Annotated in this window: 20 protein-coding genes and 1 pseudogene; 16 read left to right on the forward strand and 5 right to left on the reverse strand. The window is 31.4% G+C overall.

Annotation, left to right across the window (positions count from 1 at the left end):
- Window positions 1-194, reverse strand: a pseudogene (locus ACVBED_RS07010) (cystathionine beta-lyase); the annotation flags it as partial.
- Window positions 195-348: 154 nt separating this feature from the next.
- Here ACVBED_RS07010 and ACVBED_RS07015 point away from each other — a divergent pair.
- Window positions 349-810, forward strand: coding sequence for an Lrp/AsnC family transcriptional regulator (locus ACVBED_RS07015; RefSeq protein ID WP_473094748.1), 462 nt, complete (start codon window positions 349-351; stop codon window positions 808-810).
- Window positions 811-813: 3 nt separating this feature from the next.
- Here ACVBED_RS07015 and ACVBED_RS07020 read toward each other — a convergent pair whose 3' ends face one another.
- From ACVBED_RS07020 to ACVBED_RS07030, 3 genes are all read right to left on the reverse strand, one after another.
- The gene (locus tag ACVBED_RS07020) at window positions 814-1,452 is read right to left on the reverse strand and encodes an alpha/beta hydrolase (protein WP_473094788.1); all 639 of its coding nucleotides are present in this window, start codon (window positions 1,450-1,452) and stop codon (window positions 814-816) included.
- A gap of 417 nt (window positions 1,453-1,869) precedes the next feature.
- Window positions 1,870-2,625 (reverse strand): acyl-CoA desaturase, encoded by a 756-nt coding sequence (locus ACVBED_RS07025; protein WP_447121168.1) that lies wholly within the window; start codon window positions 2,623-2,625, stop codon window positions 1,870-1,872.
- Between the two features lie 315 nt (window positions 2,626-2,940).
- Window positions 2,941-3,234 carry a hypothetical protein gene (locus ACVBED_RS07030; protein ID WP_447121169.1) on the reverse strand — a complete coding sequence of 98 codons (294 nt, stop codon included), beginning with the start codon at window positions 3,232-3,234 and terminating at the stop codon, window positions 2,941-2,943.
- 179 nt (window positions 3,235-3,413) lie between these two features.
- On the opposite strand from ACVBED_RS07030, the gene glyA reads away from it, so the two are divergent.
- From glyA to ACVBED_RS07090, 12 genes are all read left to right on the forward strand, one after another.
- Window positions 3,414-4,685: a serine hydroxymethyltransferase gene (glyA, locus tag ACVBED_RS07035; RefSeq protein ID WP_473094749.1), complete on the forward strand. Its 1,272-nt coding sequence runs from the start codon at window positions 3,414-3,416 to the stop codon at window positions 4,683-4,685.
- A 61-nt stretch (window positions 4,686-4,746) separates the two neighbouring features.
- The gene (locus ACVBED_RS07040; protein ID WP_473094750.1) at window positions 4,747-5,172 is read left to right on the forward strand and encodes a regulatory protein RecX; all 426 of its coding nucleotides are present in this window, start codon (window positions 4,747-4,749) and stop codon (window positions 5,170-5,172) included.
- A gap of 667 nt (window positions 5,173-5,839) precedes the next feature.
- Window positions 5,840-7,378 carry a polysaccharide biosynthesis protein gene (locus ACVBED_RS07045; protein WP_473094751.1) on the forward strand — a complete coding sequence of 513 codons (1,539 nt, stop codon included), beginning with the start codon at window positions 5,840-5,842 and terminating at the stop codon, window positions 7,376-7,378.
- A 1,710-nt stretch (window positions 7,379-9,088) separates the two neighbouring features.
- Window positions 9,089-9,859: a nucleotide sugar dehydrogenase gene (locus ACVBED_RS07050; protein WP_473094752.1), complete on the forward strand. Its 771-nt coding sequence runs from the start codon at window positions 9,089-9,091 to the stop codon at window positions 9,857-9,859.
- A 101-nt stretch (window positions 9,860-9,960) separates the two neighbouring features.
- Window positions 9,961-10,764 (forward strand): polysaccharide biosynthesis/export family protein, encoded by an 804-nt coding sequence (locus tag ACVBED_RS07055; protein WP_473094753.1) that lies wholly within the window; start codon window positions 9,961-9,963, stop codon window positions 10,762-10,764.
- 16 nt (window positions 10,765-10,780) lie between these two features.
- Window positions 10,781-13,147: a GumC family protein gene (locus ACVBED_RS07060; RefSeq protein WP_473094754.1), complete on the forward strand. Its 2,367-nt coding sequence runs from the start codon at window positions 10,781-10,783 to the stop codon at window positions 13,145-13,147.
- Window positions 13,148-13,560: 413 nt separating this feature from the next.
- Window positions 13,561-15,003 (forward strand): lipopolysaccharide biosynthesis protein, encoded by a 1,443-nt coding sequence (locus tag ACVBED_RS07065; RefSeq protein ID WP_447121175.1) that lies wholly within the window; start codon window positions 13,561-13,563, stop codon window positions 15,001-15,003.
- A gap of 199 nt (window positions 15,004-15,202) precedes the next feature.
- The gene (locus ACVBED_RS07070; RefSeq protein ID WP_447121176.1) at window positions 15,203-15,787 is read left to right on the forward strand and encodes an acyltransferase; all 585 of its coding nucleotides are present in this window, start codon (window positions 15,203-15,205) and stop codon (window positions 15,785-15,787) included.
- A 47-nt stretch (window positions 15,788-15,834) separates the two neighbouring features.
- On the forward strand, window positions 15,835-16,857 hold the full coding sequence (locus ACVBED_RS07075; protein WP_473094755.1) for an EpsG family protein: 1,023 nt from the start codon (window positions 15,835-15,837) through the stop codon (window positions 16,855-16,857).
- Window positions 16,854-17,723 carry a glycosyltransferase family 2 protein gene (locus tag ACVBED_RS07080; protein ID WP_447121177.1) on the forward strand — a complete coding sequence of 290 codons (870 nt, stop codon included), beginning with the start codon at window positions 16,854-16,856 and terminating at the stop codon, window positions 17,721-17,723. Before ACVBED_RS07075 ends, ACVBED_RS07080 begins: the two co-directional genes overlap by 4 nt.
- Before the next feature lie 9 nt (window positions 17,724-17,732).
- Window positions 17,733-18,668 carry an NAD-dependent epimerase/dehydratase family protein gene (locus tag ACVBED_RS07085; protein WP_447121178.1) on the forward strand — a complete coding sequence of 312 codons (936 nt, stop codon included), beginning with the start codon at window positions 17,733-17,735 and terminating at the stop codon, window positions 18,666-18,668.
- The gene (locus ACVBED_RS07090; RefSeq protein ID WP_447121179.1) at window positions 18,661-19,821 is read left to right on the forward strand and encodes a glycosyltransferase family 4 protein; all 1,161 of its coding nucleotides are present in this window, start codon (window positions 18,661-18,663) and stop codon (window positions 19,819-19,821) included. Before ACVBED_RS07085 ends, ACVBED_RS07090 begins: the two co-directional genes overlap by 8 nt.
- A gap of 11 nt (window positions 19,822-19,832) precedes the next feature.
- Here the strand turns inward: ACVBED_RS07090 and ACVBED_RS07095 are convergent, their stop codons facing one another.
- A complete protein-coding gene (locus ACVBED_RS07095) occupies window positions 19,833-20,948 on the reverse strand; it encodes a glycosyl hydrolase family 28-related protein (protein ID WP_447121180.1) in 1,116 nt (371 codons plus the stop codon).
- Between the two features lie 156 nt (window positions 20,949-21,104).
- On the opposite strand from ACVBED_RS07095, the gene ACVBED_RS07100 reads away from it, so the two are divergent.
- From ACVBED_RS07100 to ACVBED_RS07110, 3 genes are all read left to right on the forward strand, one after another.
- Window positions 21,105-22,139 (forward strand): polysaccharide biosynthesis protein, encoded by a 1,035-nt coding sequence (locus tag ACVBED_RS07100; RefSeq protein ID WP_473094756.1) that lies wholly within the window; start codon window positions 21,105-21,107, stop codon window positions 22,137-22,139.
- Between the two features lie 8 nt (window positions 22,140-22,147).
- Window positions 22,148-22,294 (forward strand): hypothetical protein, encoded by a 147-nt coding sequence (locus ACVBED_RS07105; protein ID WP_447121181.1) that lies wholly within the window; start codon window positions 22,148-22,150, stop codon window positions 22,292-22,294.
- Window positions 22,295-22,564: 270 nt separating this feature from the next.
- Complete coding sequence (locus ACVBED_RS07110; RefSeq protein ID WP_473094757.1) at window positions 22,565-23,683, forward strand: polysaccharide biosynthesis C-terminal domain-containing protein; 1,119 nt, start codon at window positions 22,565-22,567, stop codon at window positions 23,681-23,683.
- The last annotated feature ends 33 nt before the right edge of the window (window positions 23,684-23,716 follow it).

Below are 23,716 nucleotides of genomic sequence, written 5' to 3' on the forward strand. Positions count from 1 at the left end.
AAATATATATTGCTCGGCGAAGAATGACGGGAATAAAGATAGCAACCTTCGGTATTTCCTTCAAAAGTGTCAAACATAGCTTTAGCTGAAAGAAAAGTATAAGTTGAACTATCTGATATAGATGGATTTACACCACCAAATTCGCCAAAATATTGTAAATCCTGAATATTGCTTGCTGCATCAAAAGTTTCCATAGTAGGTTATTTTTTTTTGGTAAAACTAAGGATGTTAAAACTTTTAAACAATCATTATCAAAATATTTAGAATATTAATCTATTAATCTATTAATTAATAGTTTCAAAATTGTTTAACTTTGAAAATACTTTACTATAACAAATTTTTTTTCTGATGAACTTTGATGAAAAAGACAAAAAGCTTCTATTTTTACTGCAAGAAGATGCTGATAAAACCAATAAATTTTTAGCGGGTGAACTCAATCTCTCCGTGACCGCAGTTTTTGAACGAATTAAAAAACTTGAAAAACAAAAAGTTATCAAAAAGTATATTGCTTTGGTTGATAAAAAGCAATTGAAAAGAGATTTTATAGTATTGTGCCAGGTGAAATTAATTCAGCACAAAAAGGAGTATATTTCTCAATTTGAAAAAGAAATCAAGAAGTTTCCAGAAATTTTAGAATGTTTTCACGTGAGTGGCGATTCCGATTACATATTAAAGATTGCGCTTGAAAACATTCAAGAATACAGAGAATTTATGGTATCTAAATTAACGTCAATGGAACATATATCCAGTACAGAGAGCTCTTTCGTAATAGAAGAAGTTAAAAATACAACAACTGTATTTTTAGAATGATTATTATTTATTAAAAAATTCCATTAGATCCATATAATTTTTTTGATTTATACCATGTCCATTCATATACTCGCGAAAACTAAAAAAGCAGCCTTTATGATAAAGGTAATCTGCCGCTTTTCGCCCCCATTCCAAAGGAATCACAGCATCATCTGCACCATGCGAAATGAAAAATCTAAGTTTTTCTAATTGTTTTTTGTCTTTCGAGTTGTTTACTAATAATTTTTCATCAGGATATGAACTTAAAATAGCAATTTTAGAGAAAAATTGTGGCTGATTTAAAGCCAGTGCATAGGTTAAAATGCCACCTTGGCTAAAACCTGCTAGGTGTGTTTCGTTTTCCGTTAAACCGTACTGGTTTGATATAGTTAAAATAGATTCTAAAATTTCTTTTTCGGCATTTTTGGCCTGTGCAACATCTATAGGATTTTCAGCATTCATTAAATCAATATCAAACCAGGAATACCCACCAAAATCCGTATCAAAAGGCGCACGAAAACTGACAATAAGCCAATCCTTTGGAAGTGTTGGAACAAAGCTGAAAAGGTCTTCTTCATTACTTCCATAGCCGTGAAGCAGAACTAAGAGCGTAGTTTTTGAGGAAATATTTTCCGGTTCCCGAATGAGATATTTTAATTCCATAAATTTTATTTGAATTACAACAATGTCAAAACTATAACCAAATTGGTTTTTCTGACAATTAGACATAAAAAGCGAAATAAAATTTATTTGAACATTACTTCAATGAATTTTTCGGAAATTTTTGGGATCATTTTAGGCGGAAATTTAAACGTTTTTTGGTGTTTTTTGAAGTGCCTTTTTCATGCACTATACATGCTTTATCCATGCCTTATCTATGGAGTATCTACGGGTGAACTATTGACCAGAAATTTGGTAGTTGTTTTTATGACCCGTCCTGAAATAACTATACAGATTAATAATTAAATACTAAGATATCGATACAAATATATTTAATAATACTGAATAAACTATAAAATAACTACACCAAACAGAAAAATAATGTTCTTTTTTGACCGCTAGAAAACCAATTAATTTTATTTATTTTTCCCGTTGCGTATTTACTTTTATCCGATTGAGTTTAATGAGTCCCATTTTTTCTAAACCCAACATAATGATGTAAGTAGGATCAATTTCGTGCCATCTGATGCCACCGAAATTTGGTCTTCCGCCGTGTTTGTGGTGGTTATTGTGGTAGGCTTCACCCATCATTAACCAATCAAAACGTAAAAGATTTTTAGAAGTGTCACTCACTTTAAAGTTGGTGTACCCGTAAATATGGGCAAACCAATTGATTATTACGCCATGGATCGGCGCCATTAAATAAGCGACAGGAAGCAACAACCATTCCCACCAATGGTTGGCGAAAATGGCAAAAAATACGGTGTAAAAAACACCCCAACCAATTCTGGAAGCCCACGAACTGGCGAAACGGTCAAAGGCTTTCCATTGCGGAACATTTTTGGTGAATTTTTCTTCAATTTTAATTTTGTAATTGTTGATATCGGCGTAGATATTTTTAGTCCGCCACATCATGGCAAATAAATTGGGATCATATTTTGGCGAGTGTGGATCTTCTTCCGTATCGGCAAAAGCGTGGTGCATTCTGTGCATTACGCCATAGCCGTAGGCAGAAAGATAGTTGGATCCTTGCGTGACCCAAGTTAAAATAAAACAAAGTTTTTCGCCAAATTTTGACATTTTAAAACTTTGATGCGCCGCGTAACGGTGCAGGAAAAATGTCTGGAAAAACAGGCCAGAATACCAGAGAACGATTATAAATATTATGATTGTCATATCGGATTTTTGATTTGAACAAATTTAATCTATTTGGTGCATTTTGTATATGATTTTACTCATAAGTTCAATGTTTTAAATAGGATTTAGGAGTACACGAATTTATTTTAATTTTTTTAACGCCTCTGTTAGCTAAGTCATTAAATGATTTATTTAATAAGTATAATTAGGATTGGATGGCTGGTTATTCCAAATAAAAAGAGAGGCCTTTTTGCAAAAGCTTCTCTCTAAAATTCTGTGTTAAATTTTTGAAGAACGAAATTTTCTTTTTCCCGACGCTAAAGGGTGGAAAATTTCTTGAACATTATTTTAGATTTAGGCTAGAAATTCTAAATCTTTGTCTTTAAGATCGTTTTTGTCAACCAATTTACTCATTGTTTTAAGCATTTTGACGCGCAATTTTGCCATTTTCCGGATGTTAGCATCGGAACTGTAATTGAAAATTGAATCTTTAAAGGTAAAAGTATCACCTTCTTTAAATTCGATATCGTCGTTTTTTAATTCGCCTAAAAGCATCAGATTAGTCATTTGTTCTAAAACCTTGTGCTCCATTTTTAATAAGGTTTTCAAAGATTTTAAAAGTTCTTTTTTATATTTTTTCTTACTCATAATTATATTTTTGCTCCCAGTTGACCGACAAAAGTAAAAATTCCCAGCAATTGTACTTCTTTTTAATTTGCGTCACAAAAATACTATATTTTCATTAAATAAAAAGATCTTTTCTACAATCTAAAATTTAACTAAATTTGAACTTTAAAATTTTAATCTGAAACCTCAATTTTATATAAATGAATAACGATCCCATATTTAGTTTAATCGAGCAGGAACGCGCCAGGCAAACACATGGCATAGAATTAATAGCTTCCGAAAATTTTGTTTCTGAAAACGTAATGAAAGCCGTAGGAAGTGTTTTAACCAATAAATACGCTGAAGGTTATCCGGGAAAACGATACTATGGCGGGTGTGAAGTTGTTGATCAAGTAGAGCAATTAGCCATTGACCGGGCCAAAGAATTATTTAGTGTAGATTACGCCAATGTTCAGCCACATTCAGGTTCGCAAGCAAATGCCGCGATTTATCTGGCTTGTTTAAAACCAGGCGATTCCATTCTGGGCTTAGACTTATCAATGGGCGGACATTTAACACACGGAAGTTTTGTTAATTTTTCTGGTATTCAATATAAAGCACATTTTTACGGTGTAAACCGGGAAAGTGGTTTGATTGATTATGATCAAATGAGACAGGTGGCCTTAGCAACAAAACCTAAAATGTTGATCGCTGGATTTTCTGCATATTCCAGAGATTTAGATTATAAAAAATACCGTGAAATCGCTGATGAAGTTGGCGCTACCTTGTGGGCGGACATTGCACATCCCGCAGGTTTAGTTGCGAAAGGACTGCTTAATTCTCCTTTTGAACATTGTCACGTTGTAACAACGACGACCCATAAAACTTTGCGCGGTCCAAGAGGCGGAATGATCATGATGGGCAAAGATTTCGAAAATACTTACGGACACAAAACACCAAAAGGCGAAACGAAAATAATGAGTCAGGTTTTAGATGGTGCCATATTTCCAGGAATCCAAGGGGGTCCATTGGAACATGTGATTGCTGGAAAAGCGGTGGCTTTTGGTGAAGCCTTGGATGAGAAATTCTTGACGTATCAAAAACAAGTCGTTGCAAATTCAAGAGCATTATCAAAAGCAATGGTAGATAATGGTTTCAACATTGTAAGTGGCGGGACTGATAATCATTTAATGTTAGTTGACCTGCGAAATAAAAATGTAAATGGCAAGGAGACCGAAAAAGCTTTGGTAAAAGCAGATATCACTTGTAATAAAAATATGGTTCCTTTTGATGATAAATCACCTTTCACAACTTCTGGAATTCGCCTGGGAACGTCAGCAATTACAACACGCGGTTTGAAAGAGAATGACATGATAACTATTGCCGGATTAATTTCAGAATGTATTTCTGATTTGACTAATGAAACTGTTTTAAAAAAAGTAAAAAAGGACGTTAATCAATTGATGGAAGGGAAAGCTTTGTTTAATTATTAGGTAAAAACCAAAGACCATCGACCAAAAAAAATCTTATACTTTTGAAGAGATAAAACAAAAAATGGTAAATTATTGCGTTTATCAGGATCGCTGTCACAAAGAAGTAGATCAGAAATTTTGGGATTTTTTATTGATTCAGGAGGCAAAAGATGAGATACTACTTTATCTGCTGAAGGAAAATTACCTCAATGAAGAAAGGTTTACGCGGAGCTATATCCGGGGCAAATTCTATCAGAAAAATTGGGGTCGAAATAAGATCATCAACAGCCTTAAATTTAAAGGTATTTCTCAGAAATTAATTCAAAATTCAATGAATGAGATCAATGAAGAAGATTACGAGAAGAGTGTGCTAAAATTATTCGGTCAGCATTATCAAATTCAAAAAGAAAATAAGGTGTACTTTAAAAGGCAAAAAACAATTAAATTTTTAATGAACAAAGGGTATGAATATGAAATTTTGCTAAGACTTACGCAAGATCTGAGTTAGGATAATTATTTACTACTTTTGGCATCATTGATTATATATACTTTTAAACAGAACATTTATAAACAATTATGTTGAAAAGAATGCTTTTCATTTGTTCATATTGCCTTTTCGGGCAATATTTTAAATATGGCATTTCTGGTTATTTTCATAAAGGTATAGACGTAAATTTAATGATTTTTCAGAAGGAAAGTTTTTTACTGTTTAGTGGTATTAATTGACTTCAGGAAATTTTATTTGTAACGAACCAACACTGCAAAACTTCTTTTTAAAGACTGGCATTTTCATCATTTTAAAAATTGACCTGGATACCACTAATTAGTTTAGATATATCCTAATTCTTCTTAAAAGAAACTATTCCGATAATATATTTAGTCTGAATTTGCATATTTTTGTAGAAACTAATTCACTTAGAATTTACAGTACTTTAATACAAGCAAATGCAAATTTTAAAACGATAACCAACAAAATATACGATGGTGATAATTTTTTAAAATTATCTGATGTGCGCTACCTGCCGCGGTGGATTGTAATTTTAATCGATGTAATTCTCATTACTTTCTCTCTTTTTATAACTTATTTCGTAGTTGGCAAATTAAATGTAAATTTTGCCACATATCTGGGTCTTTACCAAAAATTCTTTATAATATTATCAGTAAATCTAGCTTTTATGTTTTGGTTTCGTACCTACTCTGGGATTATCAGACACTCTACCTTCGTAGATTTATGGAAAATTTTCTTAACCTGCTTCTTTACAGTCGCATTTTTAACATTAGCAAGTTACATTTCGCTGTGGTCTTCCGGACATAAATTATTTTTTATACCTATCCTTTTTATTTATTTCGCACTGTCTTTTACCTCTCTTTTCGTGTTTAGATTAGTGGTAAAAGAATTCTTTCAAATTATTCGGGAGGTTAAAAATGCCAGACAGCGCACTAATGTTTTAATTCTTGAAATTGGAGAAAGTTCGGTAGCAATCGCCCGCGCCATTATTGCAAACCCAAACGTACCATACAATTTAAAAGGTTTTGTAACTTCTCGAAAAGATTGTGTCAGAGCTAGATTGCTTGGTAAAAGAATTTACACAAAACAGATGCTTGAAAAAAGTTCAAAAGAACAACTTGGTCTTGATGGTGTGATCATTATAAAAGAATTAATTTCGCCAGCAGAACTTGAAAGTTGGGTCTCTTTATTTTTAGAAAAAGACCTGAAGATTTTTAAATCACCGTCTTTGCAGAAATTTCGATCCGGTGATTTAGCACAATCCATAAGATCTTTGCAGATTGAAGATCTATTGAACAGAAAACCTATCAAAATCGACAATGGCGAGATAGAGCCAAGACATTCTAATAAAACTATATTAGTAACGGGTGGCGCCGGGTCTATTGGTTCTGAAATTGTGCGGCAGGTTGCAAAATTTAATCCGGATCTGATTGTAGTTTTAGATCAAGCTGAAACGCCGTTGTATGAAATAGAATTAGAAATGAATGCAACATTTCCAAATATTAGATTTGAATTTATATTGGCAGATATTTCTAACAGACACCGCTTGGAGTCAGTTTTTCAGAATTACAATTTTTCAATGGTGTATCACGCTGCCGCTTACAAACACGTTCCATTAGTAGAAAAAAATCCTCACGAGGCCATTTTAGTAAATATTTTAGGCACTAAAAATCTTTCCAATTTATCCAGCAAGTATAAAGTAAATCGGTTTGTGATGATCTCGACTGATAAAGCTGTCAACCCCACAAATGTAATGGGTGCTTCTAAAAGAGCGGCAGAACTTTATGTGCAGTCACTGCAAAATATTGAAGGAAATGTGACAAAATTTATTACGACTCGTTTTGGTAACGTTTTGGGCTCAAATGGCTCTGTTATTCCACATTTTAAAAGGCAGATTGAGGCTGGAGGCCCAATAACCGTCACGCACAAAGATATTGTTAGATATTTTATGACCATCCAGGAAGCATGTGAATTGGTTTTACAGGCTGGAACAATGGGAAGAGGTGGTGAAATCTTTGTTTTCGATATGGGAGAACCTGTAAAAATAGTAGAATTAGCTAAAAAAATGATAAGACTTTCAGGTTTACAACCAGGTGCAGATATTGATATTGTTTATACGGGATTGAGACCTGGAGAGAAGCTTTATGAGGAATTGCTGAGTGATGATACCAAAACAGTTGGAAATACATTCATAAAAGCATTATGATTCTCGGGATCCTGCACCTGATCTCCATGAAATTATAAATCTGACTAACATGGTAACTAAAGCTGCTCCTGCGCAAGATATAAAAGCTTACCTTGGTAATTATTTAAGAAAATTGTTCCGTAATTTATAGTCAGAACTCTGTCTATCAGGAATCTATGCCTACTGTGAAGACTAATTCTTCTAGAATCATATATTATTATTAATAGATCATTCTCAAAAATTATGAGCAGTTTACCAGTAAATAATGATAACATGAATTTCATTGATTGCGATTAAAAAAACTCAAGTCACTGGTGGCGCGTATTATTTGGGTCGAATCTTTGTGGAGCATTTCTCTCCATGGTTCAATTGTAACTGTTCAACATATTTTTTACCGGAAAAAAGAAAACATTCGAGCATTTTTTGAAAATTCGTCGTCAAATTAATTGAAGGTGATATCGAAATTTAGAAACCTGTAAACTTGTGAAAATCAGGATCACGTTTTTGCATGTAGCGGCTCTAGGATCTGTACCAATGCTCTATTAATTGATCGATTATGAGTAATAAGGTAAATGTTGGTGGACTTTAAATATGTTAGTGGCGGCGAAAGATGCCACAGAATAAAACAGTAATTATCTATGCTGCAGTTTCTCACTATGTGTATTCTCAACTTTTGCCAAAAATAAGAAAATAGTATTGGCAAACTACTTTCGCCTTACGCCATTACAAAATATGTTAACTAATGTACGCTACACTTTAAAAATCTATGGTTTAATACCATTGGCTCTGCGACACTCTAACACTCATGGTATAGACAGGATCCTCACGGTTCATGCAGCTGTAATTCCAAAATTCGTGATGCAACTTGATGGCACATGAAATCACTGAATATTAATGGGAGGAGGAGAATATCATGGTATTTCACGCTACATCATAACGTTGCTTTAATGATCTTTTCGCTACTAGCGAAAATGATGAGCTCAATAACATTTAGAAACATATGCATATGGCTGATAATGACTTTCAACGATACTGCATTTTATCTCAAAGATTATTGTTCCGAATTCTAATCGATAAATTTCTGGATGTAGAAGTTAAGTATGGGGATTATCGAAAGGGTGACTGAGACATTCTCTGGCAAGCATAGAGCAAGGAAAAAAATATGATTATATCGTATTTATATTCAAAAGGTTTTAAGAGGCTGTAAAATGGTATTGGGTAAATTAAATAAATCATGAAACATAAAATAGCAGTTGTAGGTCAGGATATGTCGGTCACGATTAGCAAGATTATTCGCGACCAAGTATCCTGTGGTGGGATTCTATAATGAAAAGACGAGTTAATGATCTTAACAGAGGAGTGGACGATAGCACTTGAAGTTGCAGAGAAATTGTTAAATGTTTTGAAGTATAACAATTTTTAGGTGAAGAAATGGTATTACTTTGTAGCTTCAAAATTAGAAGATATCAAAATTTTAATACTCTATATCATTAATATAATCATATGTCATAAAAATAATTGCTGTGCTAAAAGCCTCTCATTAAAGCAAGCGAAACTGTGGGGCCGGGTAATAAAAGGAGATATCGTGATTATCAATCTACAGTTCATCGCGGCGACTGAGGAGGACTGTTCACCGATTGTGGAAAAAATCTTGGCTTAAAATTCAATGTTATCTTTTTGGTATCATTTACTGCGAAAGAATAAACCCGGCGAGAGAACATCAGTCGAGAAATGATAAGGTTGTTAACATCTGGATCAACGCCTGAGATCGGTAAGGTGGTTGATGATTTATATAAATCTGTTATTACCGCGGGAACACATTTAGCCCCTACAATAAAGGTGGCCGAAGCTGCTAAAGTAATCGAAAATTCTCAAAGAGATATTAATATTGCTTTTGTCAATGAGCTCGCAAAAATCTTTAATTTAATGGGTATAAAAACAAGTGATGTTTTAGCTGCCGCCGGAACAAAATGGAATTTCCTTTCTTTTAAACCAGGTCTTGTCGGTGGGCATTGTATTGGTGTTGACCCTTACTATCTTGCTCAGAAAGCGCAAGAGCATGGTTATCACCCAGAAATTATTTTAGCTGGCCGGAGGCTGAATGATTCAATGGGGGATTATATTGCTGCACAAATTGTGAAATCAATGATTAAGAAGGATATTCCAGTTAATCACGCAAAAATTTTGATGCTGGGTATTACTTTTAAGGAAAATTGTCCCGACGTCAGAAATACAAAAATTATAGACGTTATTAGCGCATTAAAAGATTATGGAACAGAAATTACAACATATGATCCTTGGGCAAATCCTATTGAAGTAAAACATGAATATGGAATCGATAGCTTTTCGCAACTACCAAAAGATAAATTTGATGTAATAATTTTAGGTGTTGCACATCGGGAATTTTTAAATTTAGATTTTTTAAATTTAAAGACTGAAAAGGGATTTATCTATGATGTAAATGGGATTTTAAAAAGCGATAAAAATATTTTAAGTCTTTAAATTTTTAAATTTAAAATTAATTATAAAAAAATCAGATTGAAAAAAACCTATAATTGCTATTCTGCGCAATAATGTTATCTTTGCACTTCTAAAAACAAAAAATGAAAAATAATCTTTTATATATATTTTTTATAAGTCTGTTTCTTATATCATGTAAGATAAATCATGTGAGTGAATTGGATTATATGCAGAATGTTGACAAAGCGGCGACGGAGCAGGCATTGAAAGCCCAGAATTCTACAATTCAAAAAGGAGATCAACTTGTAATTTTAATTTCTGCTAAAGATCAGGATGTTGTAAAACCTTTCAATCAAAATTATTCTTCAGCTCAACTTGTTCAGCCAAACTTACCAGGCGGAAACATGCCAAATAATGGATCAACAATTTTCTCTGGACCAACTTACATTGTAGATACGGCAGGCAATATAGACTTCCCTGTAATTGGCAACTTAAATACAGTAGGTAAAACTTTAGTAGAATTTAAGGATGAATTAAGTGATAAAATATCACAATATGTAAAAAAACCAACTGTAAATGTAAAATTAGCTAACTTTCAGGTCACTGTTTTAGGCGAAGTTAACAGACAAGGAGAATATAATATTCCAAATGGTCAAGGTACGATCTTTACCGCATTAGGTTTAGCGGGAGATACCACTATCTATGGAAAAAGAGATGATGTTTTAATTGTTCGTTCAGTTGATGGCGTAGTTACTAAAAATAGGATTAGTCTTTTGGATGATAATTTTATCAGTTCACCCTACTATCATCTAAAGCAGGGCGACGTAATTTATGTCTCTGCTAATAAGACAAAGGAAAAAACTTCGAGACTCGATCCTAATACACCAATATATGTTTCTGTAGCAGGTATTGTTGTTACAATTCTCGCACTTGTATTTAAAAAATAATACTTCATTATAATCCATGGACCAAACTTCAAACTTAGAAAAGCAGGATTCCGAAATAGATCTTCGGGCAATAATTAAACCATACCTACGAAAATGGCTTTGGTTTGTAATTTCTGTCCCTGTATGTCTCATATTTGCATTTTTGTATCTAAAATTTCAAACTAATATCTTCAAAGTACAATCAACTGTTCTTATAAAAGATGCGAAGAAATTACCCTCTGCGGCGGGTGATTTAAGCGTATTGACTGATCTTTCTGGTTTGGGTGGTTTATCCACAAATGGGGTTGATAATGAAATTGAGATTTTCAAATCAAAAAAAATAATGGTTGATGTGGTTAATAAACTTCACCTTCAAACTACTATTTATAGCAAAGAAAGGTTTAAGCAGGATGAACTTTATACAGATACCTCCCCAATAACCATACAAATTATAAATGAAAAACCATTTAGTAAAGAACAAAAAGAGCCGGTAAAAATTAAAATTTCTGGTAATCAAATCACATTATCATCATCAGAGTTTACGAAAGATATTAAAACTGAATTTAATAAAACCATCAGTTTGCCTTATGCAAACTTTATGATATTGCATAATTCTTTGTTTAATAAACTGAAGGTAGAAAAGCAGGAAGAACTATCCTTTTCATATATGCCCATTGCTTTGGCTGTTGATAAATTTCAGGCAGCTCTTACTGTTTCATTGGTAAATAAAGATGCTACCGTAATTGGACTATCAATGAATTATCCGAATGTTGAAAAAGCAAAGGATATTTTAAACAATTTAGTGCGTGTTTATAATGAAGATGCTATTACAGATAAAAATTCTGAGTCCAAAAAAACCAAAGATTTTATTGATAACCGTATAACTCTTATTTCAAAAGAGTTAAGTAATGTTGAGAATCAAAAGGAAAATTTTAAGTCTACTAATAAAATAACAGATATTGAAACTGAGGCTAAAATCAACCTTCAGGCTTCCGCAGAGGCACGTCAAAATCAATTACAATTAGAATCGCAACTAGAACTTTCTAATTATTTGATAAGTTCCATGGAAAAGCAAGGTATTTCAGATGTACTACCTTCTAATGTTGGCCTTAATAACTCGACGGCAGCAGCAAATATTTCTGCATATAATCAGTTGGTTTTGGAAAGAAATAGGCTTTTAGAAAATGCTACTGCAAAAAATCCACTTGTTGTAGATTTGACAAAACAGATATCTTCTATGAAAACTTCTGTAATGGAAAGTTTACAAAAAAACAGAACCGGTTTGCAGCTTGCAAAAAACCAGTACTTAGGTGAGCAGTCAAAAATTTCCGGAAAAATCACCAAAATCCCAGAGCAGGAGAAAATGTTTCGCAGCATTGAAAGACAGCAGCAGATCAAAGAAAATCTTTATTTGCTTTTGCTACAGAAAAGGGAAGAAACCGCGATATCTTTAGCGGTTACTGCAAATAAAGCCCGAATTGTAGATTATGCATATAGTGATGTAAAGCCGGTATCTCCAAAGAAGATTATCGTTTTATTAGCGGCGCTTATTTTAGGTATTCTTATACCGTTCGTTTTAGTATATATTTCTGAATTATTCAATAATACAATTAAAAGTAGACACGATTTAGAAACATTATCACCGTTCCCAGTACTTGCAGAAATTCCTACAGTTTTAAAGGGCCAGGAAGATATTGTTCAAATGAATGATTCTTCACCTTTAGCAGAAGCTTTTAGGATTTTGATAACTAACACTAATTTTATTTTACCTTATAGTTCTCAATGCAGCGTAATCTACGTGACATCTGCCGCCAAAGGAGAGGGTAAAACTTTTGTTTCTGTAAATCTAGTTTTAACCTTAGCTAGCCCCACAAAAAAGGTGATTATTATTGGTGCAGATATAAGAAATCCGCAACTTCAGCGATACAATACTTCGCGAAAGGGTCTCGACGGTCTTACAGAATATTTATATGATTCAAATAGGACTATTGATTCTATTATACATGCCTCTTCAATAAATCCACACTGTGATGTCATTTATTCTGGTGATATTCCGCCAAATCCTACAGATTTACTTTCCAATGGTAGATTTGAAGATCTTATAGAAAAATTAAGGAAAAAATATGATTATATAGTTGTTGATACTGCGCCACTGATGCTCGTGACGGATACATTTTTAATTGGGAATTCAGCAGATTGTACCTTATATGTTACAAGATCACTTTACACTGAGAAATCTCTCATAGAATTCGCTAATAAAATCATAGGAAGTAGTAAAATCAAAAATGTTGGATTTGTTTTAAATGATGTAAATAAAGGAAACTTTGCCTACGGCAATAAGTATGGTTATGGTTATACGCAAGAAGATAAAAGTTTTCTGCAAAAGCTTAAGGATAAATTTTAGCAATTCATAATTTATAAATGTTATACTTTAAAACGTGGAAAATTTAGTAATGATGTTTAAAATTTAATTAAAAATCGACATATTGGTTTTTTTTAAATGTCATGTTGAAGTTGCTTTATTTTGAATTTAATTAAAAATTCTTTTAAAAATTAGTAGATGTTTGAGAAAAGTGCGCATGATGAATATTTATATAATTTATATACAAAAAAGATGAAAATAAAGATTATAAATCTATCCAAGATTTTAGATCCACGTGCAAACCTTTTGTTTTATAACAATTAATACCAACTTACGCTTGAAATAGTACGAACAAACTGGATTTATGGTGTTCCCAACGGTGAGACGAGTTAACCATGCTTTTAAAGAAAAACAAATAAATCTTTTTGTGCTCTTAAATAAAAAATTAATTTTAAATGAAATATGATAAAAAAGCCATGCTAAATGGTTTTTTATGGAGTGCTGTAGATAAAATAGGAGTTATCGTAGTGCAGATAGTTTTAGAGATAATTATTGCAAGAATCTTACTTCCAAAAGATTACGGCGTATTTGGAATTTTATTAGTAGGAATTAGTCTTGCACAAGCTATAGCAGACGGTGGATTTATTAATGCTCTGATTCATAAGCAAAGTAGAGCTAAAATTGTATTCAATACAGTTTTTTACACAAACCTTGTGCTTTCAATTTTTATGTATCTGCTCTTATTTTTCGGAGCACCTTATATCGCAGATTTTTACGACATACCAATTTTAACTGTAACAATCAGAGTGATTGGCATCTCGGTGATCTTGAATGCTTTTATGGTAGTTCAAAAAGCTGTTTTGCAGTTAGATCTTAATTTTAAGACAGTTGCAAAAATCTCAGTAATTTCATTAATTATATCGGGTATAGTTGCAATATATTTAGCTGAAAACGGCTATGGCGTTTGGGCTTTGGTACTTCAATTTTTAATTCAAAATGTAATAAGTGTTATTCTTTATTTCATCGCTGTAAAATGGAAACCTTCTTTTGGATTTGACAAATATATCTTCAAAGAATTTTTTAACTTCGGCTCAAAATTAACCTTAGCAGCAATTGTTCAATCTTTATATATCAATCTATATACTTTGGTTATTGGTAAACAATTACCAATTAAAGATTTAGGTTTATTTTCAAAAGGAAATCAATTTACTTTAATGCCTTCATCAGTAATCACAGGCACTATACAAAGGGTGTTATTTCCTTATATGGCTAGACATAAGGATGATGATGAAAAAATTCACAAGACAAATATTTTGTACAGTGAAATTACAATGCTACTCTTTTTTCCGTTATTTATCTTTATAGCAATTTTTTCAAAAGATATAGTTATACTTTTATTATCCGAAAAATGGATCGAATTGGTTCCTATTTTACGCATATTGGCACTTTCGTATATATCATTTCCTCTGATCAATAATAATATGATGATTTTTCAAGCTAAAGGAAATGGTAATCTGTTTTTATTGGTAGAAGTTTTAACGAAAATTACGGGAGTGATAATCTTGTTTGTTTCAATAATTTATAAAGATCTTAAAATTCTAACATTGGGTTTACTTCTTCAAAGTATATTACAATTTATAATTTCATCTCTCTTCGTAAATATTTTTTTAAAAAAAACATTTATTACCCAAACAAAAATATTATTTAAACATACTATTTTTGTTATATTTTTGTATGCTGTAATGTCTGTTCTACCAAATTTTTCCTCTACAGTATTGATTAACACATTTTTCAAAATAATTATATTTGCGATAATTTATAGCTCATTCTATTTTTTCTTTTTTAGAGATAAATTATTATTAATGAAAAGCTTATTTTTTAAAAACAAAACAAATTGACAAGTTATTTAGTTATAGTTTTCTTCTTAATGTTTGGGGTTTTCAATTATGATTATCTTGGAGATAGGCTTTTTAAAATGGGATATTTTATTTTTTGTCTGGTTTTACGTACTATATTTTTTGGAGCCTACATAGTTTTTTTTATATTTTTTTTCAAAAAGGATTTCTTGCATTTCAAAAATATTTTTATAAGTAAGTAATGACTCAATATTTTACATTTATATTCAATTATTTAAGGTACAAATGGCTTTTTTTAAAAGCACCCAAAATTTTTTATTTAGATAAATTCTGTAAGATAATTGGTGCTCAAAATATAATTCTAGGCGAAAATTTTGGTAGTAATAGATTTTTAAGGATGGAAGCATTTGGTATGGAAAATGAGGAGAAGATTGTTATCGGAAAAAATGTTTCTTTTGGTGAAAATGTTCATATTGGCGCTATAAATAAAATTACAATAGGGGATAATGTTCTTCTTGGGTCTAGAATATTAATTATTGATCATAATCACGGTAAATATTCTGAAGATAATCAATGCAATCCTTTAGGTAATCCTAGTAAAAGACCATTATTTTCTTCTCGTCCGGTTATTATTGAGGAAAATGTTTGGATTGGTGACGGTGTAATTGTTTTACCTAATGTTAAAATTGGAAGAGGTTCTGTGATAGGTGCAAATTCAGTTGTTTTTAGAGACCTAGAAGAATTTACAATTTGTTCGGGAAATCCTCTAAAAATAATTAAACGATATAATTTTACTAATTTCACATGGGAAAGCATTAGAAGATGATTTTTTTAATAATTTTTTTTATTTTTTTAATATTGACTAGTCTACCCTTGTCAAAATTTCCTTTTGGTAGAACTTTTCTTTTTTTTTTAGCATTTGCTATATTATTTGTGTCAAGTGCTTTTGTTACTAAAACTAATGATTGGGATTCCTATCAATACTTCTTTGATAAGGATGTCAAAAAAGATTATATCTTCAATATTCTTGCAGTTTTCTTCAAAACAAATAATTTATCATTTGAAAGTTTCATTATTTTTTACAGTTTTTTGATAACTTTTTTCTTTGTTTATTTTATAAGTCTTTTTAAAAAAAACACTTTGATTATCGCTCTTTTGTATTTCTCAATATTATATATCTTTTATGTTACACAAATTCGCTATTTTTTAGCCTATCCAATAGCAGTTATTGCATTATATCAATATTTCGTAAAAAAGAGAATTTATCTGGCGCTTATTTTTTTTGTAATTGCCTCTCTTGCCCATAGTGGGGTCATACTATTCATTCCGATTTTATTTATAAAATCTATTGACAAGATTCCTTTGAAGAAATTTTTCGTGTATTCAGCCGCTTTTAATGCAATTTTATTTCTAGTGATTTACATTTTTAGTGCTACTATATTAGGTGGTTTTAAAACATACTTCGACTCTGAATTTATTGCCTCATTTTCTGGTGGGATTTTCTACTTCGCGATTTTCATAATTAATATAGTTATTTTTAAATTTTGGATTTCTAAATATAAATATCTTATCGATGAGAAAGACCAAACCCTTTTTAATTTCTTATTGAAAATGTCGATTTTCCCTTTTTGTTATTTATATATTGCGTTTTTTATTCAGGTGATTGGCCACCGGCTTATTGTAACAGGTATTTTATTTCCAATAATTGCCTTCTTTATGTTAATCAACAAATTACCTTCAAATGAGAAAAGAATTTCAATTACGATATTCATATTATTATTTGTGTTTAATTTATTCTATTTTTATTTACTTCCGCAATTAATTAAACCAAATGACTGGTTAGAAGTCATTCATAATATGTTTCTTTCTAATCCTATATTTAAGTATATTTTATGAATAATATAAAAATATCACTAATTATTGTAACTTATAATTCGCGAGATCTTATAATAGACTGCATCAAATCTATTTATAAATATACAGACATCCCTGTAAATGAATTAGAAATAATTGTAGTTGATAACAGTAGTGAAGAGGAGGGTAGAAAAATGCATGTGCTTCTGGAGGAGCATTTCAGAAGTAAAATAATTTTCGTGAAAAGTGTAAATGTAGGTTACGGATCTGGAAATAATATCGGCATTGAAAACTCAAGAGGATCAATTATCGCTATAATGAATCCAGATGTGAGGTTTGAAAGTTCGTTGTTAAAAGATGTTTTTGAAAAATTTAAAAATAAAAATCTCGCTTTATTGGGCTATAAACAAAAAGGTGGTTTTGATTTTTCTTTCTATCTGAAACCTGAATACCGAAATAGTTTCACAGGTTTTATCACAAAAATCACAAATAAAATTGATGTATTTTCACAAAAGTATTTTTATCTCTCAGGTGCTTTTTTCTTTATAGACCGAAACAAATTTATGGAAATTGGTTTTTTTGATGAAAATATTTTTATGTATTTCGAAGAACCCGATATTGCGAAGAGAATTAGAGAAAAAAAATATACGGTTTGTTATGATAATTCAAAAACCTATCTTCATTTAGTGGGAAATAGAACAGATTGGTCTGAAAAAGCTTTTGGTAGTGAAATAAAATCACTGAAATATTACCTACAAAAATTTAATTTTAATGAAAAAAGAATCATTAATAATTACCTTGCAGAATATAAATTTAAAATCTTTGTAGCGAAAATCCTAAAAGACCAAAACAGACTTAATAAATTTAAAAATGAAGTGCTTCAAATTAAAAATATTTTTAAAAAATAATATACAACATTGAAAAAAATAGCAATTATAGGAGGTCATGGTTTCATCGGTAAAAATTTTACTGAATTTTTTCTGAATTTTGACTTTACTATAATTTTAGTCGGTAAAAATTCTGGAAACGATAATTTTCCAAACTCTGTACAATCAATTATTGCAGATATTCAAAATACCAAATCTATTATCGAGGCAGTAAAAGATGCAGAAATCGTAATTTGGTTAGCAAGTTCACTTATTCCGGGTTCTCATGAAGCCTCTTTGCAAGCAGATTTTGAAACGAACATAAAACCGGTAATTGCATTTCTCGAAAAAACGAATAATTCTGTGCTTAAGAAATTTGTTTATTTATCTTCTGGCGGAACCGTATATGGGGATACTTCAGAACTTATACCTTTAGATGAAAACCATTCTAAAAATCCTATTTCAGAATATGGACTTTCTAAATTAGTAACCGAAAATTATATACAGTTTATCACCCAATCTTCAAATTATGAAAGTTATATTTTGAGGCCTTCTAATGTTTATGGCAAGTATCAAAACTTAAATAAGCCACAAGGCATTATCGGTTTTGCTTTCAAATCTTTAATTAATAATACAGCTATAGATCTGTATGATGATGGTAAGGTAATAAGAGATTTTGTATTTGTAACCGACGTTGCAGAAGCCGTTTTAAAATGTATAAATGCACCACAAAAACCTTCCAAAACCCATATTTATAATGTCGGCAACGGAAAACCATTTAGCATTAAAGAAATGATTTTTAAAATAGGAAAAGTTGCAGGTAGGGATGTAGTCACGACTCGAAAATTGTCCCGAAATTTCGATTGTGAGTATAATGTTTTGAGTTTCGAACACATTAAAAATGACCTAAATTGGAAACCAAAAATTGAAGTAGAGGAAGGTCTGAAAGAAGTTTGGGAATGGATAAAAGAAATTAAAAATGATTAAAAAATTGATTTTGGTTGGCTGTACAACGCAGAATAATAAAATGGTGAATGGACAATCTATGATGTTTCAGCTTTTTGTGGATAAACTCAAGGAAAAACAAATTAAAGCTGTTATTGTGGATTTTGGTAAGTCAATAAGACAAGATCCTACTAATAAAAGAGTTTCAGGTGAGTTTAGTTATACAAAATTAATTGATAATTTTCTACTAGTTTTTAGATATGTATTTGTTTTACTTACCAATTTCGGAACACCAATATACATGACAACTTCGCAATCAAAAGTGGGTTTTGTGAGAGATTATATCTTTATTAAAATTGCTAAATTTTTTGGTAGGAAAGTGGTTGCACATCAGTTTGGTTCAAACTATGATAAATTTTTTAATTCACAAACGCCTTCTTTTCAAAAAAAAATAATAAATACTTTTGAGAAATTTGAGAAAATTATTGTGGAAGGCGATTTCACGAAAAATCATTTTAGTTTTTTAAAAGATTATCGAGAAAAAGTAATATCAATACCAAACGGTCTTCCAGAAAAAGTGGATAGCCAAAATATTGTAGCTAAGAAAATAGATCTACTGAAACCATTGAAAATCATTTATCTCAGCAATCTTATAGAATCTAAGGGTTATTGGGATGTTTTAGAAGCATTTAATCTTTTGGTAAATAGGGATAAGAGAAATATTGAAGCCATATTTTCTGGCAAATTTTTGGGTGGTGTAGATGACCAAACTTTCGCCTCACCTGAACTCGCTCGAAAAGAATTTTTTAAGTTTATAGAAGAAAATAAACTTACGAGTAAAATAGAATATTTCGAAGGACTTTTTGGTGAAAATAAAGCGAAAGCATTTCGGGAATCATACTTTTTCCTATTACCAAGTTATTATATTAATGAAGGACAACCTGTTTCCATTATAGAGGCTCTGGCTTACGGTTGTGTCCCAGTCGTTACCAAATACCGACTAATTCCCGATATGGTAAATAATGAAAATGGCTTTTTTGTAAATGCGAAATCTCCCGAAGAAATTGCAGCAGTTATTAATAAAATGATAGATAATCCGCTAGAATATGCCAAGCATTCTGAAGCCGGTATAAATTATTATTTGAATAATTTCACTGCTGATAAGCACATTGATCATATAATAAATTTGTTTTAATTGCAAATTATTTAAGGTAAATCGGGCATTCGTTTTAGATTTTTATTATTTCGCAATTTGCCTTTAATTTCTTCGTTTTTTTCTTTACCAAAATCAATTGTATTTGTAGAGTAATCATTTTTCCCCAAAAAAATCATTTTGGTAACATCTACTTCGGGTTTTGAACCCATTGTACTGTTTCGTGTTATACTGTTATTTTTAGAATTTCCAGCTATCTTCAAAATATTCTGGGCTTTATTATCCAAAATGTTCAATGCAAAAAAGTTAGATGATATTTCGTTATCATTCGCGTTGTTCAGAAAAATATTATTGACTTGTTGCTCAAAGTAATTATTTTGAATAAAATTATTCATAGCATTGTTAATGATGATGCCATTACCTTTTGTTAAAATTGTGGGATCATCATCATTTTCGGAAATTGCTAGCATATTGCCGATATTATTTTCAATCATATTATTATTGATAAAATTGGCGTAAGAATTATTTTGAATCAAAATTCCTATCGCATTCGTTCGAAGTTCATTATTATTAAAATAAGTACTTGTAGAATTCTTATCAATAGTAATCCCAATCCTATTATTTTTAATAAAACTATAGGTGATAAAATTATAATAACTGGAAGAAATCTCAATGCCGCTCCATAGAAAACCTGCAATAGTGCAATTATTAATTCGGTTGCGCAGTCCCAGTATTTTTATTCCCACGCTTCTGGTATTATTTTGCTTCAAATCTTTCCACTCAAATGGATTTTTATTAAAGTCAGGTCCCGTTATTGTTAAATTTCGAATAGTATTATAAGTATTATTGATATCTATTTCATTTTTATTATCTTCTAAAATGATTGCTTCTTGATTAGGATTTTTCACTTGCAAAACGGTGGAATTTTCTGCTTCACCTTCTAAACTAATGTATTTATTCAAAACGATAGGTTCGGATAGTGTATAAGTTCCTGCTGGAATAAAAAGCACCACATGTTTTTTTTGGCTTGAATAATCTCTTTTAATATCTGAAATTGCTTTTTTTAAAGTATTGCTTCCTTCATCCATTATGTAAGTTTTTAAATTAATAACTTGAGATTGAAAAAATAGACCCAGATTAAGGGACACAAAAATTAATGGTTTTTTCATAATAACAGTCATTTATTGGTATAAATATAGCTTAAAAAATTGTATTTTTGCGATGCTTAAAAAATTGTTACTTATTTCGCCACTTAGCTACTATAGATTTACAAATTAAGTGCGACTTCAGTAATTTACTAATGAAAATAAAAAGTTACGTGTAACATGGAAATCAAAGATAAAGTCCTTCTCATTACAGGTGGAACCGGTTCATTCGGAACTGCTGTTCTAAACCGTTTTCTAAAAACAGCTCACTTCAAAGAAATCAGAATTTTCTCCCGCGATGAGAAAAAGCAAGATGATATGCGAACCCTTTACAAAGATGATAAGATTAAATATTACATCGGTGATGTAAGAGATTTTACAAGTGTAGAACCGGCAACCCGCGGCGTTGATTATGTGTTCCATGCAGCAGCTTTAAAGCAAGTGCCATCATGTGAATTTTTTCCCATGCAGGCCGTGAAAACAAATGTCGAGGGTACTCAAAATTTAATTAGAGCTGCAGCACAAAATAAAGTTAAAAAAGTAATTTGTCTTTCGACCGATAAGGCAGCTTATCCGATTAATGCGATGGGAATATCTAAAGCAATGATGGAAAAAGTGGCAGTAGCTGAATCTAGAAATATGAGTGAAACAGTAGTCTGTCTAACGCGTTATGGGAATGTTATGGCTTCGCGAGGTTCTGTAATTCCTTTGTTTTTAAACCAAATTTATAAAGGTGAAGATATCACAATTACAGATCCAAATATGTCGCGTTTTTTTATGTCCTTAGACGACGCCGTAGATCTAGTATTATTTGCTTTTGAAAACGGAAATGCAGGCGATTTATTTGTAAACAAAGCACCAGCAGGCAGTATTGGCGATTTGGCAAAAGCACTGATAGAACTTTCAGGCAAGGAAACAAATGTGAAAGTAATTGGGACAAGACATGGAGAAAAATTGTACGAAACTCTTTGCACAAGAGAAGAGATGATGAAAGCAGAAGATATGGGTGATTTCTATCGAATCCCCGCGGACAATAGAGATTTAAACTACGCGAAATATTTCTCCGAAGGAGAACAGGATATTTCTAAAATCGAAGATTATCATTCTCATAATACAAAACAAGAGGGTATCGAAGGTTTAAAAAAATTAATTTCCACGCTTCCCTTAATTCGTAAAGAAATTTTTGGAGAAGACGTCATGCAATATCCATACTAACTTATCATATGAAACCTAGTCTTATTAAAGGAGGTGAATTTCAGGATGAACGCGGAATTATTAATTTTAATGCACTTGGGATAAAGAGAATCTATACAATTGAAAATAATTCTACAGAGTTTATTCGCGCGTGGCAAGGTCATAAGATTGAGTAAAGGTGGTTTTCTGCGGTTGCAGGTTCTTTTAAAATTATTTTAATAAAAATTGATAATTGGGAAAATCCTTCCAAAAACCTTCCCTCCTTTGAATTTATTTTACAATCTGATGAACTGGATATTTTACACATTCCAGGTGGCTATATAAGTTCAATACAGTCTTTAGAAGTAAATTCGAAATTATTACTGTTTGCAGATTATCAGTTAGGAGAAATTAACGATGAATATAGATTTGCACTTAATTATTTTTTATAGAAAAATAAATCATATATGAAAACAGTAGGAATTACCGGACAAAACGGTTTTGTTGGTTCTAGTTTATATAACACTTTAGGATTAAATCCAGAACAATTTAAACGAATCGATTTCCAAAAAGATTATTTTAAAGATGCCGATAAACTTGATGATTTTGTAAAACAATGCGACGTGATTGTCCATCTTGCTGCAATGAACCGCCATCCAGATCCGGAAGTAATTTATCATAAAAATGTTGAATTGGTTAAAAATCTGGTCGCATCTTTAGAAAGAACCAAGTCCAAAGCGCATATTTTATTTTCTTCTTCTTCTCAGGAAGAAAGAGACAATTTATACGGAAAATCTAAAAAAGAAGGGCGATCACTTTTAGCAAATTGGGCGAAAACCAATGGTGGCGAATTTACGGGGATGATTATTCCAAATGTCTTCGGACCTTTTGGTAAACCAGATTATAATTCCTTCATCGCAACTTTTTGCCACAAGTTAACCCATGGTGAATATCCAATCATCGATGTTGATGGCGAAGTTCGTTTAATTTACGTAGGAGAATTAGTTCAGGAAATCATCAAGAAAATAAATTCGGGAGAAACTATTGAACAGTTTACGGTTCCCTTTACCACTGAAATCAAGGTTTCAGAAGTTTTATCTAAATTGGAAAATTACAAAAAATTGTATTTTGAAGGTGGAGAAATTCCAGAATTGAAATCTAATTTTGACTATCAACTTTTTAATACATTTCGATGTTATTTTGATATAAAAACGTTTTATCCCGTAAAATTCACACAAAATATTGATTCTCGAGGCGCTTTCGTAGAAGTGATCAGATTAGGAATTGGCGGTCAATGTTCTTTTTCAACCACCGTTCCCGGAATTACACGCGGAAACCATTTTCACACGAGAAAAATTGAAAGATTTGCTGTTATTAGAGGAAAAGCCTTAATTCAGTTAAGAAAAATTGATAGTAATGAAATCCTTGATTTTTATCTAGATGGAACAGAACCGGCTTATGTCGATATGCCGATTTGGTACACGCATAATATTAAAAATATCGGAGAAGAAGAATTAGTAACAATTTTTTGGATTAATGAGCCTTACAATGCAGCAAATGCTGACACTTATTTTGTGGAAGTTTAAAACATATGACAGATTACGATTTATATAAAAATT

This window comes from Halpernia sp. GG3 (assembly GCF_052976925.2).

Excerpts from the sequence above, each read along its gene's own strand:
- ACVBED_RS07015 (WP_473094748.1), top strand. The coding sequence starts at position 349 with ATGAACTTTGATGAAAAAGACAAAAAGCTTCTATTTTTACTGCAAGAA.
- ACVBED_RS07020 (WP_473094788.1), bottom strand. The coding sequence starts at position 1,452 with ATGGAATTAAAATATCTCATTCGGGAACCGGAAAATATTTCCTCAAAA.
- ACVBED_RS07025 (WP_447121168.1), bottom strand. The coding sequence starts at position 2,625 with ATGACAATCATAATATTTATAATCGTTCTCTGGTATTCTGGCCTGTTT.
- ACVBED_RS07030 (WP_447121169.1), bottom strand. The coding sequence starts at position 3,234 with ATGAGTAAGAAAAAATATAAAAAAGAACTTTTAAAATCTTTGAAAACC.
- glyA (WP_473094749.1), top strand. The coding sequence starts at position 3,414 with ATGAATAACGATCCCATATTTAGTTTAATCGAGCAGGAACGCGCCAGG.
- ACVBED_RS07040 (WP_473094750.1), top strand. The coding sequence starts at position 4,747 with ATGGTAAATTATTGCGTTTATCAGGATCGCTGTCACAAAGAAGTAGAT.
- ACVBED_RS07045 (WP_473094751.1), top strand. The coding sequence starts at position 5,840 with ATGTTTTGGTTTCGTACCTACTCTGGGATTATCAGACACTCTACCTTC.
- ACVBED_RS07050 (WP_473094752.1), top strand. The coding sequence starts at position 9,089 with ATGATAAGGTTGTTAACATCTGGATCAACGCCTGAGATCGGTAAGGTG.
- ACVBED_RS07055 (WP_473094753.1), top strand. The coding sequence starts at position 9,961 with ATGAAAAATAATCTTTTATATATATTTTTTATAAGTCTGTTTCTTATA.
- ACVBED_RS07060 (WP_473094754.1), top strand. The coding sequence starts at position 10,781 with ATGGACCAAACTTCAAACTTAGAAAAGCAGGATTCCGAAATAGATCTT.
- ACVBED_RS07065 (WP_447121175.1), top strand. The coding sequence starts at position 13,561 with ATGAAATATGATAAAAAAGCCATGCTAAATGGTTTTTTATGGAGTGCT.
- ACVBED_RS07070 (WP_447121176.1), top strand. The coding sequence starts at position 15,203 with ATGACTCAATATTTTACATTTATATTCAATTATTTAAGGTACAAATGG.
- ACVBED_RS07080 (WP_447121177.1), top strand. The coding sequence starts at position 16,854 with ATGAATAATATAAAAATATCACTAATTATTGTAACTTATAATTCGCGA.
- ACVBED_RS07090 (WP_447121179.1), top strand. The coding sequence starts at position 18,661 with ATGATTAAAAAATTGATTTTGGTTGGCTGTACAACGCAGAATAATAAA.
- ACVBED_RS07095 (WP_447121180.1), bottom strand. The coding sequence starts at position 20,948 with ATGAAAAAACCATTAATTTTTGTGTCCCTTAATCTGGGTCTATTTTTT.
- ACVBED_RS07100 (WP_473094756.1), top strand. The coding sequence starts at position 21,105 with ATGGAAATCAAAGATAAAGTCCTTCTCATTACAGGTGGAACCGGTTCA.
- ACVBED_RS07105 (WP_447121181.1), top strand. The coding sequence starts at position 22,148 with ATGAAACCTAGTCTTATTAAAGGAGGTGAATTTCAGGATGAACGCGGA.
- ACVBED_RS07110 (WP_473094757.1), top strand. The coding sequence starts at position 22,565 with ATGAAAACAGTAGGAATTACCGGACAAAACGGTTTTGTTGGTTCTAGT.